The 7988-nt window shown below is 39.1% G+C and carries 4 protein-coding genes and 1 pseudogene; all 5 read left to right on the forward strand.

Features of this window, described 5'->3' with window-relative positions; genetic code table 11:
- Positions 1-90: 90 nt before the first annotated feature.
- Positions 91-267 (forward strand): annotated as a pseudogene (locus D0T60_RS18845) (FecR domain-containing protein); the annotation flags it as partial.
- A 249-nt stretch (positions 268-516) separates the two neighbouring features.
- A complete protein-coding gene (locus D0T60_RS15280; protein WP_163219001.1) occupies positions 517-3795 on the forward strand; it encodes a SusC/RagA family TonB-linked outer membrane protein in 3279 nt (1092 codons plus the stop codon).
- A 14-nt stretch (positions 3796-3809) separates the two neighbouring features.
- Complete coding sequence (locus D0T60_RS15285; RefSeq protein ID WP_163219002.1) at positions 3810-5387, forward strand: SusD/RagB family nutrient-binding outer membrane lipoprotein; 1578 nt, start codon at positions 3810-3812, stop codon at positions 5385-5387.
- A gap of 24 nt (positions 5388-5411) precedes the next feature.
- A complete protein-coding gene (locus D0T60_RS15290; protein WP_163219003.1) occupies positions 5412-6548 on the forward strand; it encodes a glycoside hydrolase family 18 in 1137 nt (378 codons plus the stop codon).
- A gap of 39 nt (positions 6549-6587) precedes the next feature.
- Positions 6588-7739 (forward strand): DUF1735 and LamG domain-containing protein, encoded by a 1152-nt coding sequence (locus tag D0T60_RS15295; RefSeq protein WP_203558355.1) that lies wholly within the window; start codon positions 6588-6590, stop codon positions 7737-7739.
- Positions 7740-7988 lie beyond the last annotated feature (249 nt).

Raw genomic sequence — 7988 nt, forward strand, 5'->3', positions numbered from 1 at the left:
ATCCATAGCTATTATTGTTGGTGAACCTAACAAAGGTAGCTATAACCCACAATTTACATTACCTTTGGCGACGAGTTTTTGTCATGGGTGTTTCATAATAAATCTGATAAGGAGTATAGGTATAGAGCAACATTTGAAGATGAAACTTTAACGCAGATACTGGATTATCTAAGTAGGTCGGCAGCTATAAAATGGCAGTTGAAAGAACAGATACAGCAAGATGATGATACTCTTTCCAGAAAATGTATAATAGTAGAACTTTTCTAATTATATAAATTTAAAAACAGTTTTTGCCTATGAAATAACACACTTATTTATTACAAAAAAAGAAGGGGCTTTTAGATAACCACCTTCTTAAATTAAGACAACCGGAAGAGTCTCGCAAATTCGCCGGATGCCGACCAATAGTCTATTACTAATAAATAAACTTTAGTTAACAGTAAAGTTATGAAAAAAAAACGTTTTTTTATAGCATTATATTCAAAAAGTGCTTTAAGTCTAAAAATTCCTTTGTTTATGAAAACCACAGCGATTTTACTGCTTTTCATGACGTTCCAATTGTATGGATCGACTGGGCTCGCGCAAAAAATGAAGTCTGGCATCACCATGAACAATGTCTCTCTTGAGCAGATACTAAATGAAATAGAGAAGAGTTCAGATTATGTATTCCTCTATAATAATGAAACGATCAATACTAATCGTATTGTTTCGGTAAAAAACAGTAACGGGAATATCCTCCAAATACTAAATAGTATTTTTGCCGATACTGACATAACATACACTGTTGTTAATAAACAGATAATACTTTCTAAAAACGACCTGAATAATAAAGTAGATAAGAAACAACTTCTGAAAGGTATAGTTAAAGACAATACCGGCGAACCGCTTATTGGAGTTAACGTATTGGTTAAAGGAAGTTCTGTTGGTGCAATTACCGATTTGAAAGGTAACTTCTCGGTTGAGGCTAGCCAGGGTGATGTACTGATTATATCCTACACCGGATACGCAACTAAAAATGTAACTGTTGCTAACCATAATTTCCTGAATATAGTGTTGCAGGAAGACAATATTATGCTGGATGCGGTTGTGGTTACTGCATTAGGTATAAAACGTGCAGAAAAGGCGTTGAGCTATAATGTACAACAAGTTACAAATAGCGACCTTACTACTGTAAAAAGTGCTAACTTTATGAATTCCCTTGCCGGAAAGGTAGCCGGGGTACAGATCAACTCCAGTGCTGCAGGTCCGGGTTCGGGTGTTAAGGTGGTAATGCGTGGAGCTAAATCAATAACATTGAGCAACAATGCACTGTATGTAATTGATGGTGTTCCTATGAGTAACAATATGGGAAGTGGTGGTACAGGTGCAATGGATTCTCAGCCGGGCACTGAAAGTATTGCCGATATCAACCCTGATGATATTGAAAGCATGTCTGTATTAACCGGTCCTTCGGCAGCCGCACTTTATGGTTACGAAGGTGCAAACGGTGTGGTATTGATTACTACTAAAAAAGGACGTGCAGATAAAACAACGATCACATTCAGCAACAGTACTACTTTTTCTAACGTACTGAAAATGCCGGAGTTTCAAAATAACTATGGCAATGTAGCCGGTTCTTCTCAGAGCTGGGGTGATGCTACTGCTAACAGATACAATCCTGAAAAGTTCTTCAATACCGGAACAAATGTTGCCAACACAGTATCTATCTCTACTGGTAACGAAAAGAGCCAAAGCTATCTATCTATTTCGGCAAATAATGCAGCCGGTATTCTTCCTAATAATGATTACGATCGCTACAACTTTTCGTATCGTAATACAACTTCATTCTTTAAAGAAAAATTATTGTTGGATGCCAGCGTAAGTTATATTGTTCAGAAAAACAAAAACATGGTTTCGCAAGGACAATACTTTAACCCATTGCCTGCGCTTTATCTTTTCCCAAGAGGTGAAGACTTTGGAGAAGTACAGTTGTACGAACGCTACGATTCATCTATGGAAGTAAATTCTCAATATTGGCCTTTTGGCGATCAAGGATTGTCATTACAGAATCCATATTGGATTATGAATAATATGGATAGAGATAGCAAAAGAAAACGTTATATGATTTCGGCAAGCCTAAAGTATAACATTACAGATTGGTTAAACGTGGCAGGTCGTGTAAATATAGATAACTCCAATTATCGTAACACCGACAGACGCAAGGCAGGTACATTAGCTGTTTTTGCCGGCGAAAAAGGTCGCTATCGTTTGGGATTGCGTGAAGAGAACCAAACTTATGGAGATCTTATTGCTACCTTAGATAAATCAGTTGATAAATTCTCTTTCAACGTGAATGTAGGAGGGGCCTTTAAAGAACGCAGAATGGATAGTCATTATCTGGAAGGCGATTTGGATCAGGTAACCAATTGGTTTTCAATAGGAAACCTGAAACGCCCTGTAGGTATGCTTAAATGGGCCGACGATGGGCTTAAACGTCGCACAACTTCTGTGTTTGGTAATGCTGAAATTGGTTACGATAACTTCCTTTATCTTACGCTAACGGCTCGTAATGACTGGGATTCTGCATTGGTGTTTTCTGAATCGAAAGAGAGATCGTTCTTCTATCCTTCAGTAGGTTTGTCGGGACTGATTAGCGAGAAAGTAGCTCTACCCGAATGGTTTACTTATCTGAAAGCGCGTGTGTCTTTCACTTCGGTAGGTAACTCTTACGATCCTTACCTGACTCAAAGTTTCTACAATTATAATGATCAATCTAATGATTTCAAGCAGCCAACTGCTAAGCCAAATCATAACTTGAAACCCGAAATCACAAACTCTTACGAAGCGGGTCTTAATATGCGATTCTTTAAAGGTGCACTATCGTTAGATGCCACTTATTATATTTCGGACACTAAAAACCAAACACACTCCAGAGAGTATAATAATGTAGACTATGCAACCGAACTTATACAGGCAGGAAGTGTTCAGAACTCAGGTATTGAGTTGGCTTTAGGATACGACGGAAAGTGGGGCGGTTTTGGATGGAGTACCAGTTATACTTTTACTTATAACAAGAACAAAATCAAAAGCTTGCTGAAGGACGAAAATGGAGTGGAAACACAGTGGGTTAATAAATCTACATTAGGAGCTAAGGGCTCTCCAATGGTCAGACTGACTAAGGGTGGAACAATGGGTGATATCTATATGACTTCCGATTTTAAACGTGATAATAACGGATATATCTATCTGGATAATGCAACCCTTCTTCCTTCAATGGTTGATTTGAAACCGGAAGAGTATAAAAAGATTGGTACACTGCTGGCTAAAACACACATGGGCTGGCGCAACTCTTTTTCTTATAAAGGAGCAAGACTAAATGTGCTGGTTTCAGGACGCTTCGGAGGTCTGGTAGTTTCTAATACACAGGCAATTCTTGACCGCTACGGAGTATCTAAGCATAGCGCTGAGCTGCGTGAAGCAGGAGGAGTATCGATCAACGGACGTAACGTTTCTGCCCAAGACTTCCTGAATGTAGTTGGTGGAGGTACCGGTAAAGGCGATTATTATGTGTATAAAGCAGATAATGTTCGTTTACAAGAGGTGAGTTTGGAGTACACTCTTCCAAGAAAGTGGCTTAATAATATCGCAGATATTACACTTGGCCTTGTAGGAAACAACTTAGCGTTGCTCTATTGCAAAGCACCATTTGACCCGGAATTGGCTCCATCTGCGTCGAGTACTTATTATACCGGTGTAGACTACTTTATGACACCAAGTCTTAGGAATATGGGCTTTAGCCTTAAGTTACAATTCTAAAAGTGATAATAACTATGAAACAAAATAGATTAATTACAATATTTGTTTTGGCATGCATCACCTTTGCCGGTTTAGTAACATCGTGCATAGATGATGATTACAACAATCATCCATCAAATCCAAGGGATCAGGATTTAACAGCTACAGAACGTGTTGGAGCGCTTATTCCCGGGTTTATTAAATTGATGCACTCGCCACATGAAAACAATAACCAACACTTTGAACAAATGGTGGCTGGTCAATATGGTGGATATTTTGCAACCACCAATCCGTGGCAGAATACTAATTTTGGAACATTCAACCCGTCTACCGATTGGGTGGAAGCCCCATTTAAGAATATCATGGTCGATTTTAACTCGAATTATAATAAGGTAAAGAAAATAACAGAGAGCCGTGGTCATATTTACTCATGGGTAAACATCATTCGTGTGGCTACGATGCTTCGTGTGGCCGATACTTACGGACCTATTCCTTATTCGAGCATTGGCTCTGACGAGGAGTTCTTACCATTCGATGATGTTAAGGATCTTTATCATAATATGATATCAGATCTGGATAACAGTATTGCAGTGCTTTCAAGTTATGTTCTGGATAACCCCGGAGGTAAAAATATGCTGGCCGATTTTGATGATATTTACAAAGCAGATTTTAGTAAATGGATTAAATTCGCTAACTCTTTGAAATTGCGCATGGCTGTACGTATAGCAGAAGTTGATACACAATATGCAAAAGAGGTAATGGCAGAGGCTATAACCGGAGGGTCTATATCGGTAAATGCTGATAATGCTTTTTTGCCAACGAACGATAATCCATATTATAAGGCTGCGGTTTCGTGGGGCGATTTGGCAGTAAGTGCAACATTAGCTTCTTACATGAATGGATTTAAAGATCCTCGTTCTTCAGCGTATATGACCTTAGCAACTTATCAGACAAAATATAGAGGTGTGCGTATGGGTATTAATAAAATAAATAAGAACACATACTCAAATGCAACTTATTTTTCTAAACCAGCTTTTACACAGACTACTCCGCTGTTAGTGTTCTGTGCTGCAGAAACAGCATTCTTAAAAGCCGAGGCTGCTTTGAAAGGTTGGATAGCTGGTGGCGATGCTCAGGCTAAGAAGTTCTACGAAGAAGGTATTAAACTCTCGATGGAACAATACTCAGCCACAATTGGTGATTATTTGAAAGGGGAAACTGTTCCTGAAGCATATACTAATCCGTTTGCGAGTGCTCATAAAATATCTGTAGCAAAACCAATTACAGTATCATGGGACGATTTCGGCGCTACCGAGAATACAAAGTTGGAGAAAATAATAACTCAAAAATGGTTAGCTAATTTCCCGGCAGGTATGGAAGGTTGGTGTGACCATCGTCGTACAGGTTTCCCACAATTCTTCCCTGCGGTGAATAACGAAAGCGGTGCCGGTTTTATGGGTTCGGTTACAAACGAATCGAATCACTTAGTAAGACGCTTACCATTTCCTAATTCTCAATATACAGGTAATGGCGAGAATGTAGCTAAAGCCGTACAAATGTTGGGTGGTGATGATGTTGCTGATACCGATCTTTGGTGGGCAAAAAAACGATAAAGTAACATAGTAAAAAAGTGAATTATGAAAATAAGTAATTTAATTATATCTTCTTTATTCTTTTGCGCAGGTGCTTTTCTTGTAGGATGCGACGAAGATATGGAATCCATAAATAATACGGATTTGAATAACTCTATAAAAACAGAGGCGTATTATGCAGCTCTTAGAGAGTGGAAACAAACACCAAATTTACCTCAGGTTTTTGTCTGGTTCGACAACTGGACTGGCACATCTCCTACCGGAGAAAACTCGCTTAGAGGATTGCCGGATTCAATTACTATTGCATCGAACTGGGGAGGACATCCTAAGTTTGACCTGAGTCCTGACCGTAAGTTTGATATGGAATATGTGCAAAAAGTGAAAGGTACAAAAGTTGTGGTTACACTTTTCTGTACAAAGGTAGGAGAGGATGTTCCTGATGATCCTATTTACGAAACAGTTGGCAACAGTTCGGACGAAGAAGTGTTAAGACCAGCCATACGCAAGTATGCCGAAGCTATTTACGATCAGGTTGTTGAGTCGGGATATGATGGCTTCGACTGGGACTATGAGCCTAATGGCGGTGGTGGTACCGGTAATTACCTTTGGAAAAACAAGGTGCAAAGAACCATGTTTATAGAGGAATTAAGCTACTGGTTTGGTGCCGGAGCAACGGAAGAAGGACGTGACCGTGATGGAAGAAAACCGGCAAAACCCGGATTGCTCTTCATTGTAGATGGCGAGATTGGTGTTGGTGGACGTATGGATAAGAATTGGGTGTCTTATTATATAGACTACTTTGTACTTCAGGCTTATGGTGGAATGAGCGATTATCGTATGACAGGTGTACTGACCGATATGAGTGAACACATCGATGCCGGAAGAATAACCGGAGAAGAGGTGATACGCAGAACTATTGCAACCGAAAACTTTGAAAGCTATGCCAACACTGGAGGCGGGTTCCTGAAAATGTCGGAATATGTATACAAACTGAATGGTTACGACCAACAAATCGGTGGCTGTGGTCTTTACCGTTCCGGATTCGACTATATGCCGAAAGGTAAAGGAGATTATGATGGTTCGCCAGAGTATTACTTTCTTCGCCAAGGTATAACTAATTTATACAGAATTTTTTATGAGAGGTTAAATGCGCCTGAACCAGAACCAGAGCCGGCTGAATAACCTTAGAATTACATTAGTAAATTGTAAAAAATGAATTATATGAAAAGAATTTATATACTAAGTGTTATCGTAGCATTATCGGGAATGTTGTTTACCGGATGCGATAATGCTGATTATGAAATAAAAGATAATAGTGTGTATCTGAGTGATGCTGCCGGGTCTGATAAGTCTGTTACTTTGACTATGGAGGATGGAGTGGATGTAAATGTGAATGTTCGCTTGGCCAAAACTGTAGATCATGATGTAACTATTGAACTAAAACTGAATGCAAGTTTATTGGAAGAGTATAATAAACTCAATGCAAGTGAATATAATATGATTCCTAATTTCAGTTTACCAACAGGTGCATCAGTAACTATTCCGGCTGGCGAAATAGGAGCAGTGTATAAAATACATATTGATGACTTTGACACTAACAGACTACAGTATGCTCTCCCTATTGAGTTGGGTGGAGTGTTGGATGGAGGTGTAACTCCGTCTGTTTCTCAGGGCCGCTTTATCTATCTATTGGCTAAACCACTCATAGTATCTGTTCCTGTAATGAAAGGTGCTACAACATCTGATGGTAAAGTAAGAGCTCGCCCGATTGATGACTTGTGGGGGATAAATACTTCTCAATGGAGTCTTGAGTGTTGGGCACGTATGTCTGCGTATGGAAAAAATAATCAGGCGTTATTTAACACAGGTAGTGGCGACCATGAGATATATATACGTTTCGGTGATGCCAATAAACCATTTAACTATTTGCAGATAAAAACATTGGGCGGACAGGTTCAAACATCTAACCCTGGTGACCTTGTGGCTAACGTTTGGTATCATTGGGCATTTGTGTATGATGGAACAACGCTGACCATATATCAGAATGGAGAAGAAAAGACAAAATTCGATCCACCTGCACCAAAAGGCGGTCAGGTACGTTTCGATCGTTTCGAAATGATTTCTAGTGGTTCTTATTTCATTAACGATTGTGCAGTGAGCCAGGTTCGTTTGTGGAAAACGGCGATTACTCAAACGCAAATTAAGGGTAATATGTATTATTCTGTAAATCCGAATAATCCTAATCTTATCCTGTATCTGCCAATGGATGAAGGAAAAGGTCAGTTCTTCAATGATGTTACAGGAAATGGACATGATGCCGAAGTAGGTAACTCCTTCCGGCATTGGGAACACAATGTTCGTTTTGATAAATAGATTAGAGCCTGTTTAAATTTTGCTCGTTCTTTTATTTAGGGCTATTTTTAGGTTGTTTGTTTTCTTTTTAAGGTGAGAATAGCGAGCTATTTGAACCGCAAAAAGAGAAGAAACAGACAAAAAAAGTACGAAAGAAAAAACGAAAAACATCCTATAATAATTATTCTGTGGAAAATTTAAACGGGCTCTTAGTATTTCAGGCTAACAACAGTTGATTTAGGTTAAAAGAGAGCGGCGGTATTCGTCGCT

Source organism: Bacteroides sp. 224 (assembly GCF_010500995.1).
In the GTDB taxonomy this organism is placed as follows: domain Bacteria; phylum Bacteroidota; class Bacteroidia; order Bacteroidales; family Bacteroidaceae; genus Bacteroides.